Raw genomic sequence first — 25925 nt, 5'->3', positions numbered from 1 at the left:
TTATCTCAAATATTGCTAAAATTATATATATTAATTATTTGTTAACCTCTTATTTTCTTCTTATTAATAAAAATTTTCTATGCACTTTGCAAAAGCTTGCAAAAATGAAGACCTCAGAGGAAAACAGATGACCGCAGAGTCTATTTAATGCCATTACTGAATTAACCCTTTAATACTTACTGCTCCCATTTTATCTAAGTTGCCCTTAATTATTACTAAGATTATAATGAAATTATAAGGTAATTTACTATAAAATATAATTTTTAATTCTATAATTTTTATTGCTTAATAGTAGACTTGATTTATGTCTGCTATTTTCTTTGTAAATTAACTTATGAAGAAATTTAGGAGAGTGATATTTTGGAATCGAAAAAGAAGATCTTGAGAAGTGTTCTACTTATTGCACTTGGTTCAAGTATCTTGGCATTTGGTAGTTATAACTTTAACTATCAAAACAACGTAACAGAGGGTGGAGTTTTAGGTCTATTACTTTTAGTAAAGAATGTCTTTGACATATCTCCTTCTGTAACAAATTTAATTATAGACCTTTCATTATTTACGCTTGGTGCTAAATTCTTTGGTAAAAAATTCTTAGCATGCTCAATATTCGCTACATTTTGTTTCTCAGTATCATATAATGTTTGGGAAAGTATTGGATTTTTAACACCTGATTTTACTAATAATATGCTAATTGCTAGTATTTTAGCTGGTATTGGTGTAGGTGTTGGAGCAGGAATCGTTCTTCGTGGCGGTGGTGCTTCTGGTGGAGATGACGTAATAGCCTTATTAGGTAGCAAATTTACACCTCTTAAGGTACAGCATGTTTACATGTTAACAGATGCCGTTGTTTTAATGCTATCATTAGTTTACCTAGACTTTAGACAGGTATTCTTCTCAATAATAGCAGTATGCATAAGTGGCAAATTAATAAGCGTTATATATGAATACAAAAACGATGGTATTGATACTAAAGATGAACCTAAAGAAGAGGAAGATTTAGAAAAAGGTGTTTCTCTTACAGTTTAATAATTTAATAGATTTCAGATAAATAATTTATAGATAAAAGAGCTTTAAAGGACATATTAAAAGAATCCTTTAAAGCTCTTTTATTGATGCTATTTAAGTTCTTTTCTCATCATTATTAATTCCATTGGAATTTCATATCCTCTCTTATTATAAAAAGCCTCTGCATTTCCTCCCTTCATAGTCCAAAAATGAATTAAACCTACTTTTTTATCCATTAATCTATTTTCTAAAGCATTTAAAAGTTTCTTTCCAACTCCCTTACCCTGTGAATTAGAATCAACAAAGAATTCTTTTACACAAAAATGTTCTCCATCATACCATTGTTCCAGAACTCCTAAAATAACCCCTTCTATTTTCCCACCATTTTTTAAAATAACTCCTCTAAAGCCTGGGGTTAAAGTTATATCCTTTAGCCTCTTCTTAGCACTTTCAAAATTCCAAGGTTCATTCCAAGGTTCCTCACTAAAAGTTTTAACAAAAAGTTCAGCGCACTCATTTAAATATTCTTCTTTAAATTCATATATATTTCCCATATCTCTTAATCTCCTATCAATCTATATAATAACCCCTTAATATTTCTATACCTATGTTCCAATTTATATTAATTAAAATTCATTTATTCTTTACTGATTTATAAATATAAAAAGCAAGTGTTCCAAATATACCAACTAAAGCTATTGATAAAAATTCAAATGATAAATTTCCCTTTCCACTAAAAATTGAAGTAGCCTCTTTTAGTTGAATATAGGTAACCATTGATATAATCTCAATATTAAGCACTCTAATTAAAGTTGATGACATATTATATTGTCTTTCTTTATTTTCATCTGTTATCTTTATTATATAATTATATAATTTAGGATATCCTGCTAAAACATATAAACCTACATAAAGCATAACTACTATTGGTAATAAAAAGAATAACATATTTTTAGAGCCATATGCATCTATTTCTCCGTGAAAATTATAGTGAATTGGTATAATATCCGGTGCATTTCTCCATTCTATAAAAGTGATTACACTTAAAGATACTATTAGTAGAAATCCTATAATATCTAATGCCTTATTAATACTTTTATATTTTCCACTGCATCTCCATCTAGTCATATAATCTCACTCCTAAACTATAACTCTTACTATAATATATAGAAATCTTCTATTCACTTGCTTTACTCTAACCTTCGTATATTTCTTTTCACCAATATTCTTCTTTAAACTAATTATACACCTGTAAATTTTGTAAAACTATAAAAATTCGAATGTATCTTTATATCCTAAAAATTAAAAGAGGATGATTTTACTCACCCTCTAATTATATTAAAGATTATATTTTTCTAATATCTCTTTTTTAAACTCTCCATTTTCATAGAAAAGTTCACCATCTGCATATATTCTTCCACCATTTCTCATATCACAAAGCATATCCCAATGAAGTGATGATCTATTTTTTCCACCAGCCTCTGGCATAGAATCTCCTATAGCCATATGAACCGTTCCGCCTATTTTTTCATCAAATAACATATTTCTAGTGAATTTCTTAATTCCATAGTTTGTTCCTATAGCAACTTCTCCAAAGTGACTTGCTCCTTCATCAGTTTCTAATAAAGCCTTTAATAAATCTTCTCCTTTTTTAGCCTTATATGAAATTACCTTCCCCTCTTTAACCTCAAGTTCTATTCCTTCAATTTCTTTTCCTGCATAAATACCAGGGAATGAGAAAGTTATATGTCCATTAATTTTATTTTCAACTGGTGATGTAAATATTTCACCATCTGGGAAGTTTACTCTACCATCACAATTTATCCACTTTCTTCCTCCTATTGAAACCTTAATATCAGTTCCTTCTGCTAATATATGAAGTTCTTTTTTAGTATCTAAATATTTAACCCATCTTTCTTGCTCTGCGCTTACTCTATTCCATTCTGCCACAGGATCTTCATAGTCTAAAAGTCCTGCTCCATAAACAAAATCTTCATATTCACTAAAACTCATTGAAGCTTCCTGTGCATCTGCATATGTAGGAAATTGAGTTCCACACCATCTTAAAGAGCCGTCTCCCATTCTTCCTGAATAGAATTTTCTCCAGCCCTTTTCTCCAGCTTTGCTATCTTTTATTTTTTCCGAATCTATATTGCTAAAGGCTCTAGTATTTCTAGCTCCCCATGCACTTAACCAAACATCTGCTCTTTCAAGCATAGTTTCCATTATTAAATTTCCTGATAATAATTGCTCCTTTGTAGCAAATTTAAGTCTTGCCTCTTTAGCTTCCTCTGATTCTAAAATATACTCAACATGAGCTCCTGCCTCAGTAGCTTCTTTCACTACCTCAATAAGCCACGGATTTGCAACCTCATTACAAGATACAAAAACGAAGTCCCCTTCTTTAACTCCTGTTGAATAATTTACAAGCAGTTTAGCTAACTTATTTAATCTTTGATCTGCCATATATATCCCTCCTAAATATACAAATTTATGTATTATAATTTTTTAATTATATTTTAACTTATTATTTATTAATAATAATAATTCTTAGAACTAGTTTCCTAATCTTCTTTTAATCTTTTTCTTGCTTTAATATTTAAATTCAAAATATAAAAATTATAAGTAATTTTTATCCATTAATTTTATTATACTCCTGTAAAAATTGGAAAACTATATGAATATAAAAGAAGATGGTATAATTATTCCATCTTCTTTTTATGAAACTATATAATAATTTTCTATTGCTCAAATTAATATTAACTCTATTCTTCTTTAATTAATCCTCTAATTTTTGTTATGATATATCCTAGCACTCCCATAATAAGTAAGTAAATTGGAAATATAATATTTAAAAGATCCAAACATCTATATCCAGTTAATGACCATATTAAGCCATGAAAAGGTAATGTTGTTACCAAAGATAGTGATGTTAAATATATAAAAACTGGTGTATCAGGTGTACTCCATAAAGAATTCCAAAGAGACTCTCTATTTATTGTTAAAGGTATAAATAATAGCAAAATAATTCCCAAGAAAATTAGAAATGTCTTAAATTTTATCTTAAATATCCATACTAATAACAATAATACTAAACTAAACACCAACGTACCTACCCATTCTACTCTTAATGACTCTCTTGTTGTAATTAATTCATCCTTAACTACAAAACTTAACGCAATAATATATGCTATAGTTGAGATAAAATAAGCAAGTATTATTTTTCCTACCTCATTAAAGTTTTTCATAAAAATTCTCCTTAAAATATAATATGTCTATGAAAATTTTCTTTATCTTAAAACGTATTACACAACAATTTAATATAACCATATATAGACATAACAAAATTTCAGTTAATCATATCATATGTTAAATTATATTGCTCTTGTTTCATTCTTTAAGAATTCTTTTTCCTCTTCATCTAAATATGGTGATAATAACTCATAAACTTTTTTATGATAATTATTTAGCCAAACCTTTTCATCTTCATTTAATAAGCTTATATCTAATCCTGCTAAATCTATTGGGCAAAGTGAAATAGTATCAAACTTATAAAACTCTCCAAATTCTTCTGAATAAGTGTCCTTAACAACAACCATTGTATTTTCTGTTCTTATTCCATACTTTCCTTCTCTATAAACTCCAGGTTCATTAGTTAAAATCATTCCTGGTTCTAAAGCTACTTTATTAGGTACTGGACTTATACTTTGTGGCCCTTCATGAACATTTAAGAAGAATCCTACTCCATGTCCAGTTCCACACTTATAATCAATTCCTTCATTCCATAATGGTTCTCTAGCTTTTATATCAAGTGCTGACCCAGTAGTACCTTTTAGGAATTTAGCTTTCATAAGGCCTATATGACCTTTTAAAACTAATGTATAATCTTTCTTTTCTTCCTCTGTTAATTGCCCTAAGACAAAAGTTCTTGTTATATCTGTAGTTCCATCTAAGTATTGTCCACCTGAGTCTATTAATAAAAATCCTTTTTGCTCTAAAACATAGTTGCTTTCCGGTGTTGCTGAGTAATGCATCATAGCTCCATGTTCCTTATGGCCGGCTATAGTTCCAAAACTTATTCCCTTAAATAACTCTCCTAAACTTCTAAACTCTTCTAATTTATCTGAAGCTGATATTTCACTTATTTCTATTTTGCCAACATTCTCTTTAAGCCATTTCATAAATCTAACCATGGCTACGCCATCCCTAACTTGGCATATTTTTAAATTTTCTAACTCAGTTTCGTTTTTTATAGCTTTAAGCTTAGTTGTTATATTGCTTCCTTCTATTATATCTTTTTTATTTTCAATACACTCATATAAATAAGCACTTATTTTAGCTGGATCAACTAGAGTCTTTCCTCCTAATTCTCTAATAGCTTCTCCAATTTCATCATATTCTTTTAAAGTTATTCCTTCTTTTAAAAGCTCCTCTTCCATATTAGAAGTAAATTTTGACTTGTCTACATAAAGATAAGCCTCATCTTCTTTAACTATTGCATAACTTAAAACTACAGGATTGCACTTAACATCATTTCCTCTAATATTATAAAGCCAAGCAATGTCATCTAATGAAGCTAAAATATAATTTTTAACTCCTAGTTTTTTCATTTCTTCTCTAACTTCATCTAATTTTTCTTTAGCACTTTTTCCACAATACTTAACCTCATGTAAAAAGGCCTTTTCTTTAGGAAGGTTTGGTCGCTCCTCCCAAACTTCATTTAATAAGTCTTCATCTATTTTTGTTTTAACTTTATTTTCTTCTTCTAAATTTTTAAACTCTTTATAATCTGATAATGAGAATACCTTGCCATCAAAAGCTAAAGTTTCTCCCTCTTTTGAGTTTTCTTTAAGCCATTCTGTTAAAGTTGGCCACCCTGGAATTCTCATTTTAAACATTTCAATGCCAGACCCTTTTAATTCATCTAAAGCCTGTATAAAATATCTACCATCAGTCCATAAAATAGCTTTATCCATCCCCACTAATAAAGTTCCTGCTGATCCTGTGAACCCTGACATATAAGCCCTTCCCCTGTAGTACTCACATACATACTCACTTTGATGCGCATCTCCACTTGGAATTATATAATAATCAATTCCTTTTTGTTTCATAACTTTTCTTAAAGCTTCTAATCTTTCAATCACTTTCATATTTATAGCCCCCGTATTTATAAAAATTTTATCCTTTTTAAGCATCTTATAATAATATAAGTAAAACTTTAAAAATCACTCCTAAAAAATATTTTTAGGCTTTCAATAATAATAACATAAAAATAATCTCCTAAAAATACCAATTTTAAAAATTAGTGTATTACACTCTATTTTATAATCTTCTTTTATTTTGACTATCATTTACGAGTATATTATTTAAGATAAAATTTTTTATATTTTAATAAGAGAAAACATTAAACCTTACTAAAAAGATTATTTCTAATCTAAATAAGCACTTTTTTTACTATTTTTTATTTATAATTTCAAAAAAATACAAAATACTTTCTAAAATAACAATATTAATGAAAATTATGTAAATATATCTTTAAAAAAAGGACTAACCTATGTAAAATACTTGTTTTTTTATTATAATGTAACCATATTACATTTACTTAAATCTATACGATAAAAAATATATAAGAGAGATTTTTTATGAGAAAATTTTTAAAATCAACTGTAGAATATTTGTCCAAAGATCTTGATTTGGATAAAGACCTATTAGAACAAATTCAATATGTTGTCATTGTATTAACTTTTGAATTTATCAAATGCGTTTTAATTTTATTGATTGCTGGAATACTAGGATATTTTAAAGAAAGTTTGATAATAATTGCAAGTATGTGTTTTATAAAGCCATTTATTGGTGGTTATCATGAAGATACTCAACTTAAATGCTTTATTGCTACTTTAATTATAACAAGTAGTATAATTCTACTTGCTATTTATAGTAAATTAAATTTTTTTAGTATTATCATCTTAAACTTATTTAGTATTTTTAGTATCTATAATAAAGCTCCAGTAATAGACAAGAGATTTCCATTGACTAAAGAAAATTTAATTAAAAGAAATAAAATAATAGGTGTTACAAATTCAAGCATTCTATTTTTTATGGCCTTAATATTTTTTAAAACTTCATGGATTTCTCAAACAATAACATGGACCTTATTAATACAATCAATATTATTATTTAATAAATATAAAAGGGAGGAATTTTAAAATGAAAAAAACATTATTTTCAATGTTAGCATTATTAACAACATTCACTATTAGTGCAGGAACTGCTTCTTTTGCGACTATAGGGGTAGAAGAAATGCCTGAGTCAATGAAAAAGTCTAGATAAATGCATATATCTATAACTTTAGCTGATATGATAAACTCTTTTTTACAATGTGTAATATTTATAAATACGATAAATTTATGCAGTAAAAAAGAATGTAAAAAACCAAAGTCTAAAATGTTATTATATATATTGTTGTTATGGGTAATAATATCCATAACAACAATATTAATGGGAAATTCTAGTGTCGCAACTTTAATTTTACATTTGGTAATGTTAATAATCGGGGGATTAATATACAAAAATGATTTATTAGCTGCTGGCATTGGATTCAGCATAGTTTATTCCTTTATTGTAATAACATTGATAATTTCATCTTTTATATGTAACATCCTCTGCCCAAACATTCTAATAGCAAGAGAAAATAATATATTCTACATACTTATTATGTATTTTCCACAGTATATTCTTTCATATTTAATTTTATCTAAAAAGAAAGCTATATACTTAATTTATCAAACTATAAAATCTAGAAATAGTTCAATAATATACTTAATACTTTTTACTATAGTATTAGACTTTATAGTTTCATTTAATGTAATTATTAATGCAAAAGATAATCCTTTATTCAAAGAAATACTATTGATTTTATTATTTTTGTTTATAATATTTATCATAATATATTTTTCTAGTATAGAAAAAAATTCAAAAAAAATTGATCTATTAAATGCAAATTTAGAAGAAAACATTAATTCATTAAAAAAATTAAAACATGATTATGGTTCTCAAATTTCTTATTTATATGGATTACATCTTATGGGGAACCATGAAAAACTAGGAGAATTATTAAAAAGTATAATTGATGGAAATAATAATATTATTAATAATGTTATTATTTCTGATAGTACTTCAATTATATCTATGATAGTGAATACTATTAACTTAAAGGATATTACTGTTTTAATAGATGAAAATGCTAATATTTCAGAAACCAATGTAAACGAATTAGATTTTCAACGTATAGTTTCTAATATATTAAGAAATGCTGTTGAAGTATTAAATGGTAATGGTTTAATAAAAATCAATACTTATTATAACTTTAATTATTTCGTGCTTAAAATACAAAATAATGGTCCTAAAATTCCAAGTGAAATATTAGATAAAATATTTAATAATGGATTTACGACAAAAGAGAATAGAGAAAATAATAATGGATTTGGACTAGCTATAGTAAAAGAGTTAGTTGAATCATATAATGGTAAGATTATTGTAAATAGTAATAATAAACATACTGAATTTATAGTCCACTTACCTATTAATAAAATACTATTTTGATGAAAGAAACAGAATTTATTATTCTGTTTCTTTTTTTAATTCACCTATACTTTTACCTAAAATCCTTTTATATTAAATCCTTTATTACCTCAAGACCTTCTAAGGTTCTGTTTTCAATTCCTCCAGGGAATTTTTCTTCTGTCTCAAAATCAAATCCTGCCCATCTATATAATTTAATTGCCTTATGACTCCAAGTCTGAGTTGGAATATACATATCACAATCGCCCTCAATAGCCACCATTAATTTTACCCCTTCAGAAATAAGGGCTTTTCCTAATCCTTTTCCTTGATATCTCGGTTTAACAGCAACCCATTCCATAAATGGGTATCTTCTTTCCCCTGTATACCTCCACCATGCTGTAAATGTAGCAATCTTTTCTCCATTTTCATTTTCTATAAATAACGTTCTTCTCTCTATTTCACTTAAATATGACAAAAACTTATTCTCAAAATACTCTTTAGCACTTTCAACATTCTCAAATTCTAAAACAGATGTTTCTATTTCAGCCCATGACTTTTCATCACCTTTTTTAAACTTAACAAAGTTAAATCCTTCTGGTAATGATGCACTCTTTAACTCTGTTTCCTTTTCCCTCTTTAATACCATTCTGAAAAACTCAACATTCTTATCTAGCACCCAATTCATCCTCCTACTGACTTGTACAAATATTAAACCTTTTTAACTTTATTTTAAAGTAACCTTATTTCAAATCTCTTTATGATTATATGTGAAACGTACTTAAATGAAATTGTACTTCTAAACTAATCATAAATATTAAAAGCTTTAATATTTATAATTTAAGTTTCACAAAAACTATTCCATTTCCACTAAAAGTTCATTCTCTTCACTTTTTAATATTTTTAAAAGTCTTAAACTTCCCAGTGCACAGATTAAACTACATCCCCCAATGAATATAAATCCTGCACTATATGCTAGTTTAGTACCTAACTCAATTCCATAAATATTAGAAAATAACATTTTACATAGATCCACAACTACGCCTACTAATAAGTTCCCTATTACTATAGCAATTCCCATAAAAGTTAAAACAAAAGACATAGCTATCTCTATTTTTTCTCTAAACTCCTTAGCTATTATGGCCATAACTGTTGGATATATAGGTGCTATTCCAATTCCTGATAACATTAAAAGTAATGTTGCTCCCTTTCCTAAAAATACTCCTATTATAATTGAAATTCCAGCAAAAGTTGAAACTATTAAAAGTGACTTAACAAATCCTAATTTATCTATAATAGGTCCTAAAACAAGTCTGGCTAACATAAAAAAGAAAAAAAATCCCACAAGAATTTTAGAAGCATCTTCTCCTGAAAAACCTTGAGCTTTTTCTAAGTAATTAACTAACCATCCGCCTACAGTCATTTCACATGTAACACCAAATGATAATATAAATGTTATTAGTAATATCTTTCTATCCTTTATCATTTCTTTAAAAGATTCTCTTATACCAACAGATTCCTCATCTTTTGACTTAGGGAATTTACCCATTAAAGTAGGTATTATTGGAACTAAGGAAAGTAATAATACAATTAAATACATTCCTCTCCACCCCAAAACATCTCCATCTAAATTTGAGCTCATAAGTTTTGTAGCAATTAATGGAGCTACCATAGAGCTTAATCCATAAAAAAAGTGTGATAAATTCATCATAGTTCCTGTATTCTTAGTAAAAGCTATAGCTGCAATTACCCCTAAAGCAATCTCAAGCATTCCATTTCCAAGATACATAATGAAATATGAACCTGAAAAAAGTATATAATTCGGAGCTATACTTATTAAAACTCCTGAAAAAGCCATTATCAAAAAACATAATATAGTAGTATTCTTAAGCCCTATCTTCTTTGATAAAAATGGAGTATAGGTACAAGCAATCAAATATCCTATAGAATTTAAAGCTAAAAGCATTCCTAATTGTGCTTCATTTAAAGAAAAATTATCTTGAATTCTAGGAATAGCTGGTCCTTTTATATTCTCAGATAATCCAAATACTAAGAAACCAATAAAAACAGTTGCTATCAATATTATTCCATTTAAATCTCTTTTCTTTTCCATCTTATTTCTCCCTTTATAATTTCTAAATTCCGTTTAATTATATATGCATTGTTATCTACTTTATAGTGAAAATATTCTATATTAACTTAATTTTTTATTTTAAAATATCCTTTATATCCATAGACTGTGCTTCAAAGTAGTTTGATTATTGAGATAGAATTGGGAAACCTATTAATGAGCCAATTAGAGTTTTTCATTATGGAAATTTACTTATAAATCAATAATTAATCTGTAATAACATCTTCTAAAGTTTATACTAAGTGAAACCACTACCTTTAAAAATTACAATTAGGGTGGTTCTTCATTTTATGTTACAATATCTTATAATAGTATTATAAAATTGTTTTTTACTGAGTTGTGGTTCTAATCCACTAAACTCAAAAGTTATCTTATGATTTAGCTATGTTTTAAACTAGTGTTACGTTTAAATAAAACTGTTAAATTTTTAGATAAAATTACAAAAGTTGTAGATTATTTGAGGTGTTTTTAAATGGATATATGTGTTAGACCTGTATGGGCTGAAATAGATTTAGATGCAATAGCAAGCAATATGAAAGAAATAAGAAATTTAGTCGGTGACAAAGAAATAATAGCAGTTGTTAAAGCTAATGCTTATGGTCATGGAGCTTTAGATATAGCTTCAACTCTTTTAGAAAATGGAGCTTCTAGATTAGCAGTTGCTATAATTACAGAAGCTGATGAGCTTAGAGATGCTGGTATAACTGCTCCAATAATGATTTTAGGATATACTCCTATAAGTTTCGCTGAAAACTTAATTAATAATGAAATTGAGCAAACAGTTTATGATGTGGAATATGCTAAAAAGTTATCAGAAATAGCTTTAAAACTTGGTAAGAAAGCTAAAATTCATCTTGCAATAGACACTGGAATGGGTAGAATTGGCTTCATCCCAAATCAAGAAAATTTAAATAAAGTTTTAGAAATTTGTTCTTTACCTGGAATTGAGGTTGTAGGATTATTCACTCACTTCTCAACATCTGATGAAGAAGATAAAACTTATACTTATGAACAATTTTCAAAATTAAATACGTTCAATAAAGCTTTAGAAAAACAAGGAATACACATTCCTTTAAAGCATGCTTCTAACAGTGGTGCCATAATAGATTTACCAGAGACTTATTTAGATGGTGTTAGATGTGGAATTATTTCTTATGGATATTATCCATCTGAGGAAGTAAAAAAAGAAAACTTAAAGCTTAAGCCAACTCTTACATTAAAAACAACTGTTGCTTTTGTTAAAGAGTTAGATAAAGATATGTATGTAAGTTACGGAAGAACTTATAAAACTGAAAAGAAAAGTAAAATCGCTACACTTCCAATAGGCTATGCCGATGGATATTCAAGATTACTTAGCGGAAAAGCAAAAGTTATAATAAATGGTCAATTTGCCAATGTTATAGGAAGAATTTGCATGGATCAATGTATGATTGATGTAACTCATATAGATGATGTTAAAATAGGTGATGAAGTAATTCTTTTAGGAGAAGAAAATGACCTAAAATTTGATGCTAATGATATGGCAGAAATCATGGGAACAATAAACTATGAAATATTATGTATGATTAGCCACAGAGTTCCTAGAATATATAAAAAGAATAATGAAATAATTAAAGTTAGAAACTATATTTAATAAAATAAAACTTATAAATATATTCCGAGAATTACTAGATTTAACTAAGAATTTATAGCCATTACTGCGAAGAATTTACTAAAGCTTCGAAACTCCCGTTGGTCAAACAGTCTCAGCTTCTTAACGCAAATTCTTCTACGTAATAGCTTAAATTCTAAAGTTCATCTAAATATTCTCTTCATACTATTTATAAGTTTTATTTTAAGTTACTTTTAATGTAACATCTTTATTTTAATTTTTACTTCTACATAATAAATTAAAGTAATAATAATTGAAAATACAATACCTGTTCATATTTATTCCCCTATTTTTTATGAATAGTTAGGATATTTCTTCTATAATCCCCTAACAGTTCTTTTATGTATTATGAAGCCTGTTATTATATTTCTCTAAAATTTTATTTTTTGCTTTTTATTATATTCTTCCTTTTTTACAGACTCTATCTTTATTATATAATTCACATATCCCTCTTCCCATTCTCCCGTAATAACTAAAATATGTTCTCCTAATTCAGTTGGAGTAATTATAGTATTATCAGTTACAGTGTATTCTATATTCTTTAATGAATTTTCTTCTACCACCTTAATACTCTTAGGCTCTTTTGAAAACTTTAAGTTTAAGTTTCCTCCTACTGGCACATTATTCCCATTTATTTTTTTTGCAATATTTTCAGTACTTTGTGAATTCGCTATAACCGCTTGCCCATTCTTATTCCACTTATATCCATTCACTTCAAATTCAATTTTATCATTTTCATAGCTTATTTTTAAACTTGGTAGATTAAATTCATTATCTTTATTTCTCCAAATTCCATAAAAAATAAAAACAATTAAAAATAATCCTATTAAAATAAATACTATTTTTTTCATAATGTTCTCCTAATATGCTATATTCTTACTAAAAGTATTTTGAAATAATATTTACATAATATATTTTATGTAGAAACTCACCAACTTATTACTACGTTTTAAAGTTCTATACTTTTCTATAAAAAATACACACCCAAAAGGTGTGTATTTTATTATTCTAATTTTTTTATTATTAAGCTATTTTTTAAACTAGTGTTAATTTTTAACTAAATCTGAAAAGCTAGCTAAAAATTAACAGTCTCCTCAAATAGAACCTATTATTAAAATGATTAAATTTTTATCTTTCAGTTCTTAATGTAATAGATTCTTTTGAAGAAAACTCTCCATTACTATATTTAGCTGCAATCTTAAAGTTGTATATAGTGTGTCTATTCAACCCTGTAAATGTGTAGCTAGTTTCATCTTTTCCTATTTCAGCTACCTCTTTACCATCTTTGTAAAGTACATATCCTTCTAATCCAAATGAATTTTCTGGTGCACTCCACTGAACAGTTATATTTTTCTTTGAAATATCAGTTGCTTCAAAATCTCTAACTGGACTTACTATAATTTCTGTAGAATCCATAGCTTTTAAAGCTTCATCTATTACAACTTTTAATTCCCCTAAAACTTTATCTACATCTTCTTTTAATGAGTTCTCATCATTATTAACTCTTTCAGCCTCTAAAATAGCGTCTTCTAATCTCATTTTTATATCCTCAAGATTATTAAATTCTTTAAGCTTTTCTAAGACTCCATAAGCTCTAGCTATTTCTGCTATTAAATCCTCTTTATTAGGAACCTTTAAAAGCTCAAACTTAGCTTCTGCCTCAGTTAAATCAGAAATAGAATTATTTACAACTTCTTGACTTGCTCCTTCATCATTCAATACTTCTTTAGCCTTTTCTAAAGCACCTCTTAGTTCTTCTATAGCATTAGGAATATATACTCCTTCTGCATTTTCTAATTTACTTTCTATTGAAGTTATTATTTCCTCTAATTTATCTTTTTCAACTATATTTACTGATTCAATGAAAGCATCTAAAGCCTCTTTTAAAGAATTCGTTATATTTCTAACTTCTTCTGAAGTTATAGCACTCTCAAAACCTTCTTCTGCTATTCTTATAGCTTCATTTAAAGTATCTAAAGCTTCCTGAGAATACTGACCATTTCCATTTCCAACAACTGCATTTTCTACTTTTTCCTTAGCTAAAAGTACCACTGATTTATATGCAGTTTCAGCACTTACAGCATCATAGTATGAATCTAAAGAATTCTTTAATTCTTCGTAAGACATATCTATTTCACTTTGTGAAACTTGCTTTTTATTATAAACTTCTTTAGCTTCATTATTTTCTGTTTTTAACTTTTGAACTTCCATATTTACTATAGCCTTTTCATTATAGTTAATACTATTCATAATCTCTGGTAATATTTCATTTAATAAAACATCAACATCACTTATTAAAGCTGCCAGTTTAGTTCTATTTATTTGAACAAATCCTTTATAGAATTCATTTAAAGCTGATTTTAAGTTACTTATAACTTCATTAGCTTCTTTTGAATTTATATCATTTCCTAAAACTTCTTTAGCATGATTTATAGCATTTCCAAGTGTTTCTTTAGCCTCAGCTGTGTAGTTTCCTGCCATATCTCCAACTACTGCACTATTATATATATCCTCAATAACTCTTATATAAGAAGCGAGATTTGAAGTAGAATCTCCTTTGTAAATTCTAATTTCTCCAATTTTAATCTCTTCGCTGTTAAATTTAATTCTTACAAATCTTCCTATATGACCTGCTTTTAGTATATTAGAATATACAGCTTTGTTTTCTTCATTATCGTTCTCATCTACTAAACTTGTCCACTCTGCTCCATCATTAGAAGATTCTATAGAATACTTTAATGAAGAGCTTCCTTTACTTGTTATATCTATTGCTGATATATCCTTTTCTTTACTTAAATCAAAGATTACAGTCTTTTCTTCTCCTTGTTCTGGAATCCAAAGAGTATTTTCATCTCCATCTCTTAAATTATTTATTTCAGAATTATTTGATGTTGCCTCAACCTTCGTTTCTTCTTTCATAGCTAAGTTTTCTGGTATGGCAAATACATTTAATTCTGCTGCTGAAGCAAATCCTCCAACGCCTTCTAAAGCTACAAGTTTAACATGAGTTGCTTTTGTACTATCAAATTTTAATGTCTTTAAGCTTCCACTATCATCCCAAGTTCCCTCAGAAATTTTTCTAAATTCATTTCCATCACTACTTACGTGAAGTTCATACTTAGTTATATTTCCATTTTTACCACTGCTTCTTGGAAGATAAGTAAACTTGTTAATTTCATAACTTCCTCCAAGCTCTAAAGTAATACTTTGTGGTAGTGGCTCTACAGGAGAATATTTTGTATGCCACATAGTATTTTCTTTTCCATCAATAGCAAAGCTTGCTAAGCCTTCATTTCCTACATTAGGATGTTCTGAAGTTGCTGTTGCCTTCATATTACCTTGTGGTAATGCTATTGAAGCTTGTTCTCCTTTATTTACTGCTTCTTTAGCCATAGCCTTAATCTCTGCAATCGCCGCCCATGCTGCTGGATATGATCCACCTGGTGCTTTTCCTGTAATGGTAGCATGTATTTTACTTATTTCTTTTCCTACAGGTATTTTATATGATTTTTCATTATCTTCTGTATTTGAAGTCATATCTAATACTGTCTCTCTATTTCCACTCTCATCTTCTACTTCAACTTTAAACTGGAATCTAAATCCGGCTTTTTCAAAATGAAGTTCTAAGAAATCAACAAAATTATTTTCTTCCAAATCAATTGTAGCATTGGCTGGAACTGCTCCATTATCGCTTATCCAAAGTGAACTTAAATTACCATCTGTAATATTTGATAAAGGATTTCCTCCTTGGGAAGGAGAACCACTTACTGATTTATTTTCTGCTATATTTACATATTGAACGGGCTTTTCCTTAGACATAGCTTTTACTTCTGCTATTGCTGCCCAAGCCCCTGGATATTCACCACCGGCTGCTTTTCCAGTCATAGTAACATGTATTTTATTTATATCTTTTCCTACAGGTATTTTGTAAGACTTTTCATTATCTCCTGTATTTGAAGTCATATCTAATACTGTCTCTCTATTTCCACTTACATCCTCTACTTCAACCTTAAACTGGAATCTAAATCCTGATTTTTCAAAGTAAAGTTCTAAGAAATCAACATTTTCTGTTCCTTGTAAATCTATAGAAGCAGTTGCTGGAGTTTGTCCTCCATTACTTACCCAAAGAGAATTTAGATTGCCATCTGTAATATTAGATAGTGGTTTTCCACTCTCTGATTCTGATCCAGTAACTGGCTTACCTAAAGCAACGTTAGTATATTCATCTACTGATTCTTTTCCTTCATATACCATTATTTCTGCTAATTCTGGTATTGTATATGATGGACTTAAACTTAAATCTACATCTGTCAATGTAACTCTAACTTTTTGTACTTTACCTTTAAAATTAACTTCCTCAATAACACCTTTATTAGAATAATCCTCTGATTTATCTGACACTGTTACCCATTGTCCATCTTCATCCATGATTTCTACTTTATATGCAACAGCTCTATCTCCAGCTTGATTTCTAAAAGCAAATTCTATTCCATCTATATTTTTAGCTCCTTCTAAGTCTACAGTTACACTTGCAGGGTATTCCTCTCTATCAGCAACCCACATGCTTCCTGTATTACCATCTGTAATATTACTTAAAGGACTAGCTTCATTTGCTCCATGAGTCTCACTGCTTACAGGCTTTCCTAAAGCAATGTTAACTCTTTTCTCAACTTCACCTTCACCTAATATTTTATCCATATTAGTTACTGAATAGCCTTCCATAGCGATTTTAGCAAGTTCACCTAAATTTTCATTAGAAGCCTCTGTTGGATAAAGTTTATCTGTATCACTTTTCTTGTTTACCCAATCATACTCCATCTTAAACCAATCTATATTAGGTGCCTTATCTCCACCGTCTAATTCTGTTTGTAATCCATTTATCCATTTTTCCCATCTAGCATAGTAATAATCCTCTGTTAATCCTGACCATTGTCTATTAGAATAGTCTTTAAGTCCACCACCATTAGCATTATTTCTTGATCCCCAAGTTGTTACCAATGCTCTAGCATTAAACTCAAATAAGTCTTTAGTCCAATCATCAGCATCCTTAAGCATTGTTCTAGCATCTTCAATCCAATTTCCTATTAAAAATTCAGGTCTAGTTGATAATACTCTCTCTTGAAGCTCTACAAGCTCTAAGAACTTTCCTGAAACAAATCTAAACTTATCTGAATCGCCATTATTGTAGGCATCACACATAACAGCATAATATTCTTGAGCAGAGTTAGCTAATAATTGTTTTAGAATATCTGCAAAATCATAAAGGAAAGCATCACTTTCTTTAAATTCATCATAGTTATTTGAAAAAATTTCAATAGCTTTTTCAAACTCACTCTTATCATAAACTATTTTTGAATGTCCCCAAGTTGAAGCGCTTTGTATTCCAAATCCTGGCCTTGCATTTATAATAGACTCAGCAGCACCTTGATAGTAATCATTTCTCTTCTTATAAGCAGTATCTAATATAACATTCCAAGCCTCTAAAATCTCTTTATTCACCTTACCATATCTTCTTTCAATATAGTCTTGAGTCCATGTTCTGAAATTTATTTGATCCCTTGTCCAAGCCATATCAAATAAAAGTTCATATGCTAAAGGATTTGTATTTATAGCCTCTGGTGTAATACCTATACCAACCATATTTTCTGAGTTAGCTAAGGCATTAGGAATTTCTGTAGCAAGTTTTTCTGGAGCGGCATCCATTCCCATTCTTCCACCAAAGTTATGAAGCATATTCCAAATCCAAGGTAACTCCCTATCCTCTAATCTCTTCCAATCTGGATTTACCTCTGAGAAAAGGTCTAATACTATAGCTTGGTCTTTTTTACTTAATCCTTCTAACTTATTATTACTAGGATTTCCTTGCCAGTTTTGTATAACCCAAACAGCCTCATTATCATGCTCTATCATCTTATCTTGAATTATTTGATATATTCTTCCATTATCTAATCCTCCAGTATTTCCTCCTTCATGGAATGGATCTACTCCATAAAAGTTAGTTACATCTCCAAATACTTCTTTTTGATTTTCATAGAAAACATCTGCAACCTCTTGGAAATAATCTCTTTCTCCCTCGTTTACATATGTCTTAAGCATGTCTGGTCTATCAAAACCGCACCATCCTCCTTGAGAAATAGCTTGAGCCTCTGTATTTTTTTCCTTAAAATCTCTAGGAACCATACCTGAATATCCTTGAAGAACAGGACTTATTCCATAGGATTGCATTCTATCATGCATTTTTCTTCCAAGCTCTGCTCTTTGTTCAAACCAATCATTTGGAAGTGGGCCCCCAAAGCCAGTCATATTCTGCATATAAAACCATGCAAAATATGCAGGTCCTGAAATAAACTCTTTAACTTCTTCATCACTATATCCGAATTCATTTAAGGTTCTTCTTAATACCTCTTCTTGTCCAATTATGTCTAAGACTAAATTTACTCCATTCATAGCACACCAGTCTAAGAACTCTTCATATTGCTCCCAATCCCAGAAAGCCATTGTATAAGAATAGGTACAGAAATTTAATGCATATCTATGTTCATATGGAGTGTCTATAACTATCTTTTCTCCAACACTTGGCATTGTTTCAGGCATTTTTAAATTAGACCCCATTATTGGATTATAACTAACATTACAATAATTTTTTAAGTAATAGTTAAACCCTGATGCTAATGAAACTCCATTATTTCCTTTTATTAAAATCTTTCCATCCTGTGAATCTGAAACTTCGAAAACATCATTACCATTAAGCTCTTCTCTAAATTCAAAGATAAAGTTGTCAACATACTCAGCTCCAATTACTCTACTGACTAAACTCTTAATCTCATTTATTGTCTTTTCTTCTGCATATCCTTTATCACTCTCAAATTTTTCATACTCTGTGGCCCATTTTGTTTCACTAAAATTAGATGTAGTGATTGGAGCTAATTCTGATAAACTTTCTCCTGTTTTCTTTCCAAAAACCTTTATTTCAGCTATATTAACCTTGTCATTATTACTATTTTGAACGACATCGATTCTTAATTTTCCAGCTCTAATATTATCGATGTTATGTGCATCTCCATTATTATCAGCTACTTTCTCATCATTTTTATATGCTATTTTATTGAATGTTTCTCCATCCTCTGAAGCATATATATTATATTTATAAGAGGCACCTGCATTATTAAATATTTCTATTTTAGATAATTCATATATCTCTCCTAAATCAATTTCTATCCATCTATAGTCATTTGAAGACTCCCAATATGTTGATAAATCTCCATCAATAACTAAGTCTGCTGTGTTTCCTTCTGTATTCCCCTTGGCAGTAACCGTAACCCCTTCTGTAATCTCAATTCCAGCTGATGCAAATACCTTCACTGCACTAGGATTAACTAATCCTAATAAAAAAGTACTTGTTAAAGCATATGCCATTTGTTTTTTAAATTTTTTACTAAACAAATTTCCCCCCCCTAATCTAAAAAGTATTAAAATAAAGTCTACATAATATCTATATGTAAATAATCCCAATTTAATGTATTTTACCCCAAAAATTTATGTTTTTTTACAAAAAATACACACCTAAAAAGGTGTGTATTTGAAATTCAATTAATTATATTTACTTTTTAATTTATTAAAATCCCTTATAAGGATTATCTCTAGTATCATTTTTACCTAGTTTTCTTGATTCTTTTGAATATCCTACTTCATCTGCAGTTTCATTTTTCATTTTTTCTACTTCTTTTTTAGTCTTTTGTCCAGATTTCTTATTAGCCTTGCTGTTCTTATTATTCTTATGAGCCAAAGTAAACACTCCTTTCAAATTAAGTTCTTATTTAGTATTTAACTTTAATAACTCATCTATCCTAAAAATTACTTTCCAATACTGCTAACTATTTCTATAATCCTTTTGAACTATTACACTGTAATAAATAATATTTTCTCTATTACGCATCTTTTCGCCTTGCTGAAATTTGTAATTTCAAAACCTAAAATTAAAAATTTTGATTTTCACTTAAAATTAAATTTGGTCTGAAGAGCTATCTAAAAATCAATATTCCCATAAAGCACAACTTAAATTTTTAAACCTAACATGATGCCTCCTCAAATTCATAGTCTTTTGTTACATCATTTACCCATTTTCCACTAATTACTCTATATACACTAACAAGAGATTTTAATACTTCATCACATTTTATAACCATAAATACCAAGGCAACTGGAAGTTCTAAAGCAAAGGCGGCAAAGAATCCTCCTGGAATAGCAACAAGCCACATAAAAATAAGATCATTTATCAAAACAAATTTGGCATCTCCACCACCTCTAAGTACACCCATCATAAAGTTACTTGCAAGTGATTGAAATACTATTATTCCAGAAGTTACAGTCATTATTTCCATGGCTATTAATTTTGTATTACCAGATACATTATAAAAATTAACGATAGTAGGCTTTATAAATAAAATCATAAGTCCTGCTATGACTCCCATGATAACACTGAAAATTCCAACACTATGTGCATACTCTCTTGCTTTTTCCTTTTTACCTTCACCTATGGTATTTCCTATGATTACTGCTGTGGCATTAGACATACCAAAAATAAAGACTGTTACAAATTGGTGAGCCACCCCATTTATACTATTGGCAGCAACAACCTCAGTTCCCATTCTTCCAACTACAACTGATATCATAGAAGCTCCAATTGCCCAAAGTAACTCATTACATAATACAGGAGTACATAATCCAACATAGTCTTTTAAAATATCCTTATCAAGCTTTAACAAATGCTCTAACTTAAGACCAATCTTTCTTTCATATAAAAACATGAATACTAAAACTATTGAGAACTCAGTTATTCTAGCACATACTGTGGCAATTGCTGCCCCATTTATCCCAAGCTGTGGTGCTCCTAAATTTCCAAATATAAGAACCCAGTTTAAAATTGCATTTACTACTAAAGAAGCACTGTAAACTATCATTGATATCCTTACAGTTTTTACTGAACGAAGCATCATTATTGTACAGTTTGTTATGGAATAAAATAAATATCCTATACATACTATTCTTAAATAGCTAGCTCCTAACTCTATAACAGCCATATCTGTTGTGAAAATCTCCATAAAATGTTTTGGTAAAAATATTGCTATAAATATAAAAATGCCAGTTAAGGCTATACAAAATCTATACATTATAGCTAAAATTTTATGAATTGTTTTAACGTTTCCTTTTCCCCAATACTGTGAAATCATAATATTAGATCCACCAGCTAGTCCAAACATTAAAATCGTAAGTACAAAAAATAAATTATTCGCTATAGAAACTGCTGATAGTTGAATTTCCCCCAAAGCTCCAACCATCAAAGTATCTACCATGCTTACCATAAAAGTTATTAAATTTTGTATTGCTATTGGCAAGGCAATACTAAAAAGTAGCCTATAAAATTTTTTGTCCCTTGTTATAAGCATAATTAACCCCCTTATTAAAAAATGTCTTCTTACTAAAATTTCAATGTAAATTATAGCATTCTAATTTAACTTATAATACGTCTTTAAATTTAACAATATATGAATGTTTGAAAAATATTGTTAATATAAAAATCCTCTTTAAGTTACTATTAATATTTAGTTAGACATTCACACATATTACACTAAAAATACTATTCTAAATTTTCAACTTAATATAAAACAAAGACTCTAAGTTTAAAACTTAGAGTCTTAAAATTCAAACTAAATCTCCATTAATATAATGGTAATTTTCTTCCATAACTTTCATATCTTTTAGTTTTTCTACATCAATATAACTAGATGGTATATAAGTATATTCTATAAGCTTATTTTTACCAACCTTGTCAGAATACTTAACAAAAGCTAACATATAGACTTCTGTCGTTTCTGAATTGTATGTTTTTTCTGGAGCATAAGTATCTACATTTTCAAAAAATTCGTTTACATCTTTATATGGAGATATTAAGTAAACTTCATTCCATTCAAAAGCTATTGTTTTATTTAAGGAAGTTAAATCTAATTTCTTATCCTCTTCATTTTCTATAAGAGTAATAACTTCTTTATTTAATGACTTACTCTCTCCAATAAAGTCATTTTCATATAGACCTAAATATACTATAGAGATTAAAAAAACTGCAACTAGAAACGTAATAGAGATAGTAACTTTTTTCTTCATATAAACCACCTCTCCATGAAATTCTTTAGCTTTTTTCAATTTAAAAAGGTAAGATATCTATTTGTATATCTTACCTTTATTTTACCATATTACACCTAATTAATCACTCTATTAAACATAATTTAACACAAATAATTTCTTTATTTTCTGGCCTTTTGAATCTTAACTTTTTTCCCTTTTATAGTAACTTCCTTAAAATTTTTCAGAATCTTTTCGCCTTTTCCATTTAATATATCAACATATGAAAATCCATCTTGAACATCTATTATTCCTATGTCATCTCCAGTTAATCCTGGCATGTTACTAAAGCATCCAACAATATCAAAGGCTCTTATTTTCTTTTTCTTTCCACCATTAACGTGTATTTTAACTATATCACTATGAACCTCTTTTTTAGGCTTTTTACTCTCTTTTAACTGAACCTTCTGGCTTTCTTTAAATATCTTTCTTCCAGCCTTAACCTCTTCATCAGCAGGTATAGTTCCTTTTTTTATTTCATATCCAATATATTCTTCTATATTTTCTAAGTATTTTTTTTCATAGTGATTTACAAAAGTAATAGCTTTTCCTTCTCTTCCAGCTCTACCAGTTCTTCCTATTCTATGAACATAGCTTTCCATTTCCATTGGTACTTCATAGTTTATAACAAGTTCTATACTATCTACATGAATTCCTCTAGCAGCTATGTCTGTACAAACTAAAACTTTAAAGTGCTTATCTCTGAAGTTTTCCATAACCTCAATACGCTTCTTTTGATCCATGTCACCATGAAGCTCATTACAAGTTATCCCCTCATCTTTAAGCATCTTATAGACTGATTTAACCTTATTTCTTGTGTTACAAAAAACTATAGCGCTTTCTGGATGATAAGCATAAAGGCATTTCCATAGGGCTTTTCCTTTATTTTTCTCTTCTATTTCAATTACACATTCTTCTATTCTTTCTCTGTTAAATACCTTTGATTTCACTTCTAAAAGAATAGGATTTCTCATATATTCTTCGCAAATTTCTTCTATTTCCTTAGGGAAAGTTGCAGAAAATAATGCTGTTGTCTTGTTTAATCTTAATTCTCCCAATATGTCTTTTATCTGATCAATAAATCCCATAGAAAGCATCTTATCCGCTTCATCTATAACTACATAGTTAATTTCACTTAAATCTAAAGTTCCTCTTTCCATATGGTCAAATACTCTTCCTGGAGTTCCAACTACTATATGTACTCTTTGCTTAAGCTCTCTAACTTGCTCATTAAAAGGTTGTTTACCAAATATAGCGGCGCATCTTACCTTTTTTAATCTTCCTATATTAGCTAACTCATCTTTAACTTGAATTGCAAGCTCTCTAGTTGGTGTTAAAACCAAACATTGTACACTTTTTTCCTCAATATTTATTTTTTCACAAATAGGTATTCCAAAACTTGCAGTCTTACCACTACCAGTCTGAGATTTAACTATTATATCTTTTCCCTCTAAAAGCTTTGGAATTGAAGCTTCCTGAACCTCTGAAGGGCTTTTATATCCTAAATTATTAAGTGCCTTAATAATATCATCACTTAAACTAAATTCATTAAATTTCATATACTATGTTTATCTCCTTTGTTTTAAAACTTATGGTCTCCTATAGTTATACCACATATTCATTTGTTATCCTAATTTAATAATAAATAATCAAAATCTTTATTATTTACTAATTAATATAATAGGCATATACAAGACTTTATTAAACTTAAAACAATCCTAAAATATTATAATATAAAGCCTCCCCTATATTCCTTATGTATTCCTTCATTTTTATATTCAACCTAATTTTAAATTTCCCTTCAATAAGTCTCTACTAAATTAGTGTATAATAATATTTATTTTATTATAAATATTTATAAAAAAGAGTAAAAATAAAAAATTAAATACTTTTTATTTTCACTCACTATAAATTAATTCATATTATTTTTTATTTGGCTTATGTTTTAAACTAGTGTTGATTTTTAGATAGAACTGTAAGACTATGTTAATGAGCAGTTAGTATTGCATCATCTATTATTCTGGAATAGATGATAGCAATACTTTGCGAAATTAAGCTAGATCTGAAAGTCTAGCTAAAAATCAATATTCACCTAAAACAGAGTTTTTATTTTAAAAGTCTAACTACATTTTCAGTTGTTATCTCTAAATTCCTAGTTCCATTTTGTAAAGCTTCATCTAAAGTTGAAACTCCAGTCATTATGCTAAATATACTCTTTATACCTATTTCATAAAGACCTTCTATTCCATCTACTACTTTACCTGCAAAAGCTATTGTGAAAACTCCACTCTCCTTAGCTACAGTAGCTACTCCCATTGGAGTTTTTCCATATATAGTTTGATCGTCTATACTTCCTTCACCTGTAAATACAAAGTCTGCTCCTTTTACCTTCTCAGCTAACTCTGTATGTTTTATTACAAGTTCTATACCTCTTTTAAGTTCTCCACCTAATAATAATAAAGCTGCTCCAAGGCCACCAGCAGCTCCTGCTCCTTCTATATTTGAAACCTCTTTCCCTAAATCTCTACTTATTATAGAAGCATAATGAGTTAAATTATTATCTAACTCTTTAACCACCTCTGGAGTTGCTCCCTTTTGTGGGCCAAATACTGCCGATGCTCCCTTTTCTCCTACTAGTGGATTTGTTACATCACAAGCAACTTCTATAGATACATCTTTTAATCTCTCATCTAAAGAACTTAAATCTATACTTTCTATATCCTTTAGTGCTCCCCCACCAAATGCTACTTGATTTCCTTCTTTATCTAAAAGTTTTCCACCTAAAGCTTGAAGCATTCCTGCTCCCCCATCATTAGTTGCGCTTCCACCTATTCCTATAACTAAGTGCTTTATTCCCTTATCTAAAGCAGCTTTTATTACTTCTCCTGTTCCAAAAGTTGTTGTTATTAAAGGATTTCTATCTTCTCTTTTAACAAGTTGGATTCCTGAAGCACTTGCCATTTCTATAACAGCAGTTTTTCCATTACCTAATATTCCATAGAAAGTTTCTACTTCTGTTCCTAAAGGACCTGTAACCTTTAGAGTCTCAATTCTCCCTCCAGTTGCATGAACTAAGGCTTCTACAGTTCCCTCTCCACCGTCAGCCATTGGAACCTTTATGCATTCTGCATCTTTAAAAACTTTTTTAATTCCTCTTTCCATGGCATTACAAGCTTCCATTGAAGTCATACTTTCCTTAAATGAATCTGGTGCTAATACAAATTTCATCTATGTTTCCTCCTAAAGATTCTTTCTCTTAATTTTTCCATTTTAAAATTCACTATGTTTTTACTAAAATTATTTTAAATTCAATTTTGGAATTATTTTTCAACTTTATAATTTCTAATATCACATGTTAAAATTTTATCTTCTATATTATGAAAAGTATAATTAGGCACC

Annotated in this window: 19 protein-coding genes; 5 read left to right on the top strand and 14 right to left on the bottom strand. The window is 28.8% G+C overall.

Annotation, left to right across the window (positions count from 1 at the left end; genetic code table 11):
• The first annotated feature begins 360 nt into the window (after positions 1–360).
• The gene (locus AC2JAQ_RS04750; RefSeq protein WP_488458157.1) at positions 361–1026 is read left to right on the top strand and encodes a YitT family protein; all 666 of its coding nucleotides are present in this window, start codon (positions 361–363) and stop codon (positions 1024–1026) included.
• An 89-nt stretch (positions 1027–1115) separates the two neighbouring features.
• Here AC2JAQ_RS04750 and AC2JAQ_RS04745 read toward each other — a convergent pair whose 3' ends face one another.
• The 5 genes from AC2JAQ_RS04745 to AC2JAQ_RS04725 form a co-directional block, all read right to left on the bottom strand.
• Positions 1116–1559 (bottom strand): GNAT family N-acetyltransferase, encoded by a 444-nt coding sequence (locus AC2JAQ_RS04745; RefSeq protein ID WP_488458156.1) that lies wholly within the window; start codon positions 1557–1559, stop codon positions 1116–1118.
• 79 nt (positions 1560–1638) lie between these two features.
• Positions 1639–2133 (bottom strand): DUF1648 domain-containing protein, encoded by a 495-nt coding sequence (locus AC2JAQ_RS04740; protein WP_488458155.1) that lies wholly within the window; start codon positions 2131–2133, stop codon positions 1639–1641.
• Between the two features lie 210 nt (positions 2134–2343).
• Complete coding sequence (locus AC2JAQ_RS04735) at positions 2344–3471, bottom strand: aminopeptidase (RefSeq protein ID WP_488458154.1); 1128 nt, start codon at positions 3469–3471, stop codon at positions 2344–2346.
• A 299-nt stretch (positions 3472–3770) separates the two neighbouring features.
• Positions 3771–4253, bottom strand: coding sequence for a hypothetical protein (locus AC2JAQ_RS04730; protein ID WP_488458153.1), 483 nt, complete (start codon positions 4251–4253; stop codon positions 3771–3773).
• A gap of 126 nt (positions 4254–4379) precedes the next feature.
• The gene (locus AC2JAQ_RS04725) at positions 4380–6155 is read right to left on the bottom strand and encodes an aminopeptidase P family protein (RefSeq protein WP_488458152.1); all 1776 of its coding nucleotides are present in this window, start codon (positions 6153–6155) and stop codon (positions 4380–4382) included.
• A gap of 492 nt (positions 6156–6647) precedes the next feature.
• Here AC2JAQ_RS04725 and AC2JAQ_RS04720 point away from each other — a divergent pair, with 492 nt between their 5' ends.
• Genes AC2JAQ_RS04720 through AC2JAQ_RS04710 form a run of 3 tightly spaced genes read left to right on the top strand, consistent with a single transcriptional unit; the run spans position 6648 to position 8607 of the window.
• Positions 6648–7211: an accessory gene regulator AgrB gene (locus tag AC2JAQ_RS04720; protein ID WP_488458151.1), complete on the top strand. Its 564-nt coding sequence runs from the start codon at positions 6648–6650 to the stop codon at positions 7209–7211.
• A 1-nt stretch (position 7212) separates the two neighbouring features.
• Positions 7213–7335, top strand: coding sequence for a hypothetical protein (locus AC2JAQ_RS04715; protein WP_322503951.1), 123 nt, complete (start codon positions 7213–7215; stop codon positions 7333–7335).
• Positions 7336–8607 (top strand): sensor histidine kinase, encoded by a 1272-nt coding sequence (locus tag AC2JAQ_RS04710; RefSeq protein WP_488458150.1) that lies wholly within the window; start codon positions 7336–7338, stop codon positions 8605–8607.
• Positions 8608–8674: 67 nt separating this feature from the next.
• Here AC2JAQ_RS04710 and AC2JAQ_RS04705 read toward each other — a convergent pair whose 3' ends face one another.
• Both AC2JAQ_RS04705 and AC2JAQ_RS04700 read right to left on the bottom strand, forming a co-directional pair.
• Positions 8675–9244 carry a GNAT family N-acetyltransferase gene (locus AC2JAQ_RS04705; protein WP_488458149.1) on the bottom strand — a complete coding sequence of 190 codons (570 nt, stop codon included), beginning with the start codon at positions 9242–9244 and terminating at the stop codon, positions 8675–8677.
• Between the two features lie 177 nt (positions 9245–9421).
• A complete protein-coding gene (locus AC2JAQ_RS04700; RefSeq protein WP_488458148.1) occupies positions 9422–10678 on the bottom strand; it encodes an MFS transporter in 1257 nt (418 codons plus the stop codon).
• Positions 10679–11168: 490 nt separating this feature from the next.
• On the opposite strand from AC2JAQ_RS04700, the gene alr reads away from it, so the two are divergent.
• The gene (gene alr / locus AC2JAQ_RS04695; protein ID WP_488458147.1) at positions 11169–12329 is read left to right on the top strand and encodes an alanine racemase; all 1161 of its coding nucleotides are present in this window, start codon (positions 11169–11171) and stop codon (positions 12327–12329) included.
• 389 nt (positions 12330–12718) lie between these two features.
• Here the strand turns inward: alr and AC2JAQ_RS04690 are convergent, their stop codons facing one another.
• From AC2JAQ_RS04690 to AC2JAQ_RS04660, 7 genes are all read right to left on the bottom strand, one after another.
• Entirely contained in the window at positions 12719–13198 is a 480-nt protein-coding gene (locus AC2JAQ_RS04690) for a hypothetical protein (RefSeq protein WP_488458146.1), read from the bottom strand.
• Positions 13199–13475: 277 nt separating this feature from the next.
• A complete protein-coding gene (locus tag AC2JAQ_RS04685) occupies positions 13476–19790 on the bottom strand; it encodes an alpha-N-acetylglucosaminidase TIM-barrel domain-containing protein (RefSeq protein ID WP_488458145.1) in 6315 nt (2104 codons plus the stop codon).
• Between the two features lie 172 nt (positions 19791–19962).
• Entirely contained in the window at positions 19963–20133 is a 171-nt protein-coding gene (locus AC2JAQ_RS04680; RefSeq protein WP_488458144.1) for a small, acid-soluble spore protein, alpha/beta type, read from the bottom strand.
• A gap of 283 nt (positions 20134–20416) precedes the next feature.
• Positions 20417–21793 (bottom strand): MATE family efflux transporter, encoded by a 1377-nt coding sequence (locus AC2JAQ_RS04675; RefSeq protein ID WP_488458143.1) that lies wholly within the window; start codon positions 21791–21793, stop codon positions 20417–20419.
• Positions 21794–22049: 256 nt separating this feature from the next.
• Positions 22050–22508: a hypothetical protein gene (locus AC2JAQ_RS04670; protein ID WP_488458142.1), complete on the bottom strand. Its 459-nt coding sequence runs from the start codon at positions 22506–22508 to the stop codon at positions 22050–22052.
• A gap of 140 nt (positions 22509–22648) precedes the next feature.
• Positions 22649–24085 carry a DEAD/DEAH box helicase gene (locus AC2JAQ_RS04665; RefSeq protein ID WP_488458141.1) on the bottom strand — a complete coding sequence of 479 codons (1437 nt, stop codon included), beginning with the start codon at positions 24083–24085 and terminating at the stop codon, positions 22649–22651.
• Positions 24086–24632: 547 nt separating this feature from the next.
• A complete protein-coding gene (locus AC2JAQ_RS04660) occupies positions 24633–25754 on the bottom strand; it encodes a glycerate kinase (protein WP_488458140.1) in 1122 nt (373 codons plus the stop codon).
• Positions 25755–25925: the final 171 nt, after the last annotated feature.

The organism is Clostridium sp. LIBA-8553, from assembly GCF_057782465.1.
This window is presented reverse-complemented; position numbering and strand designations above follow the sequence as displayed.

What these genes read in the sequence shown, in the direction of transcription:
- AC2JAQ_RS04745 (WP_488458156.1), bottom strand. Translation starts at nt 1,559, where the DNA reads ATGGGAAATATATATGAATTTAAAGAAGAATATTTAAATGAGTGCGCT.
- AC2JAQ_RS04740 (WP_488458155.1), bottom strand. Translation starts at nt 2,133, where the DNA reads ATGACTAGATGGAGATGCAGTGGAAAATATAAAAGTATTAATAAGGCA.
- AC2JAQ_RS04735 (WP_488458154.1), bottom strand. Translation starts at nt 3,471, where the DNA reads ATGGCAGATCAAAGATTAAATAAGTTAGCTAAACTGCTTGTAAATTAT.
- AC2JAQ_RS04730 (WP_488458153.1), bottom strand. Translation starts at nt 4,253, where the DNA reads ATGAAAAACTTTAATGAGGTAGGAAAAATAATACTTGCTTATTTTATC.
- AC2JAQ_RS04725 (WP_488458152.1), bottom strand. Translation starts at nt 6,155, where the DNA reads ATGAAAGTGATTGAAAGATTAGAAGCTTTAAGAAAAGTTATGAAACAA.
- AC2JAQ_RS04720 (WP_488458151.1), top strand. Translation starts at nt 6,648, where the DNA reads ATGAGAAAATTTTTAAAATCAACTGTAGAATATTTGTCCAAAGATCTT.
- AC2JAQ_RS04715 (WP_322503951.1), top strand. Translation starts at nt 7,213, where the DNA reads ATGAAAAAAACATTATTTTCAATGTTAGCATTATTAACAACATTCACT.
- AC2JAQ_RS04710 (WP_488458150.1), top strand. Translation starts at nt 7,336, where the DNA reads ATGCATATATCTATAACTTTAGCTGATATGATAAACTCTTTTTTACAA.
- AC2JAQ_RS04700 (WP_488458148.1), bottom strand. Translation starts at nt 10,678, where the DNA reads ATGGAAAAGAAAAGAGATTTAAATGGAATAATATTGATAGCAACTGTT.
- alr (WP_488458147.1), top strand. Translation starts at nt 11,169, where the DNA reads ATGGATATATGTGTTAGACCTGTATGGGCTGAAATAGATTTAGATGCA.
- AC2JAQ_RS04690 (WP_488458146.1), bottom strand. Translation starts at nt 13,198, where the DNA reads ATGAAAAAAATAGTATTTATTTTAATAGGATTATTTTTAATTGTTTTT.
- AC2JAQ_RS04675 (WP_488458143.1), bottom strand. Translation starts at nt 21,793, where the DNA reads ATGCTTATAACAAGGGACAAAAAATTTTATAGGCTACTTTTTAGTATT.
- AC2JAQ_RS04670 (WP_488458142.1), bottom strand. Translation starts at nt 22,508, where the DNA reads ATGAAGAAAAAAGTTACTATCTCTATTACGTTTCTAGTTGCAGTTTTT.
- AC2JAQ_RS04665 (WP_488458141.1), bottom strand. Translation starts at nt 24,085, where the DNA reads ATGAAATTTAATGAATTTAGTTTAAGTGATGATATTATTAAGGCACTT.
- AC2JAQ_RS04660 (WP_488458140.1), bottom strand. Translation starts at nt 25,754, where the DNA reads ATGAAATTTGTATTAGCACCAGATTCATTTAAGGAAAGTATGACTTCA.